The 1,509-nt window shown below is 59.0% G+C and carries 2 protein-coding genes; one reads left to right on the plus strand and one right to left on the minus strand.

Annotation, left to right across the window (positions count from 1 at the left end; genetic code table 11):
- Positions 1 to 22: 22 nt before the first annotated feature.
- The gene (gene rsmI, locus WCG50_RS19390) at positions 23 to 976 is read left to right on the plus strand and encodes a 16S rRNA (cytidine(1402)-2'-O)-methyltransferase (RefSeq protein ID WP_336901230.1); all 954 of its coding nucleotides are present in this window, start codon (positions 23 to 25) and stop codon (positions 974 to 976) included.
- A 160-nt stretch (positions 977 to 1,136) separates the two neighbouring features.
- Here rsmI and WCG50_RS19395 read toward each other — a convergent pair whose 3' ends face one another.
- On the minus strand, positions 1,137 to 1,436 hold the full coding sequence (locus tag WCG50_RS19395) for a nucleotidyltransferase domain-containing protein (RefSeq protein ID WP_336901231.1): 300 nt from the start codon (positions 1,434 to 1,436) through the stop codon (positions 1,137 to 1,139).
- Between the last annotated feature and the right edge of the window lie 73 nt (positions 1,437 to 1,509).

Below are 1,509 nucleotides of genomic sequence, written 5' to 3' on the forward strand. Positions count from 1 at the left end.
TTGATTTGAGGAAAAACCATTGATGTCTACTTATGCCTCCGCCTATGTTTCTGCCCGCAGTGCCGCACTGGAAGCGGCTGGCCACCAGAATTATCCGCCCGGCGCGCTCTATGTCGTTGCGACCCCTATCGGTAACCTGGCCGACATCACGCTGCGGGCACTGCATGTGCTGGAACTGGCAGACATCATCGCCTGTGAAGACACGCGCCACACCCAGGCCTTGTTGCGCGCTTATGGCATCGACAAGTCCAGCGCACAACTGCTTGCCGTTCACCAGCACAACGAAGCACAAGCTGCACAAACCGTCATTGACCGCCTGCGCCAAGGCCAACGCGTGGCGTATGCCAGCGATGCAGGCACGCCCGCCATCAGCGACCCCGGCGCGCGACTGGTGGCGGCGGTCCGAGGCGAGCGTTTGCCCGTGGTACCGCTGCCCGGCGCCAGCAGCGTCACGACGCTCTTGAGCGTCGCCGGCATCGCCGATGAAGGCGCGCAACAAGGCGGGTTTGTATTTGTCGGCTTCTTGTCGTCCAAAGCCACCGAACGCGCCACCGCCATTGAAGTTTTACGAACCCAGACACGGGCCGTGGTGATGCTGGAAGCCCCCCACCGGATTGAAGCCTTGGCGGCAGCCCTTTCGGTGCTGGGCACCCGACTCATCACCATCGGGCGTGAATTGACCAAGCAGTTCGAAGAAATCGACACTCTCCCCACCGAGAAGTTCCCCGCCTGGCTGGACCAGGATGCCAACCGACTGCGCGGCGAGTTTGTGTTGGTGTTGCACCCAGCACCGTCAGAGACTCAGGCGGGGCCAGATACCCGGATTTTGAAACTGCTGCTGGCACAACTGCCCCTGAAAACCGCGGTCAAACTGGCGTCCGAGATCACCGGCGAGCCCCGGAATGCACTTTATCAACTGGCTTTGAATTTAAAAGAAGGTGGTGCGGACGATGAGTCCCCGGAAACCACGCCTTGAGCGTAGCCACTGGGTTATGCAAACTATCGGTCGCTAAGCCCCGAGCAGCAAGCGTTGGGCCTCTGCCACACTGCGCCTTGCTGCGGAGGCAAGTGCTGGCACTCCTTGTCGGTCACACGGGCCAGGAATTCGAGGCGAGCTGTCAGTGAGGGTGTGATTTTCATAAACAAATGCCTTCAGCCAATGCGATGGAATGAATAGGTAAGTGCAACAAGTTTGGGGCTTTAATCAGCACGTCCACCTTACGGCCATACATGGCTCGCGACACCTGCGCAGCCAATCGGGCAGAGAGTTGCGCCGGTTCGGCAACAGGCGAGTCCAATTCCAGCAGCAAGTCCACATCACCACCCCGCGCATCGTCACGCACGCGTGAACCAAACAGCCAGACCCTTGCAGCATGGCCGGCAAGCTGTGTTGCGCTCGTGCGAATGACCGAAATTTGGGCAGGACTTAGTCGCATTGGGCTATTAAGTTTTGCCTGACGATTGGTCTTTTTCGGGCCAGACTGCTTTTTGACTATTGGTCAGCACTTG

Origin of the sequence: Rhodoferax sp. (assembly GCF_037143375.1) — a bacterium.
In the GTDB taxonomy this organism is placed as follows: Bacteria; Pseudomonadota; Gammaproteobacteria; order Burkholderiales; family Burkholderiaceae_C; genus Rhodoferax.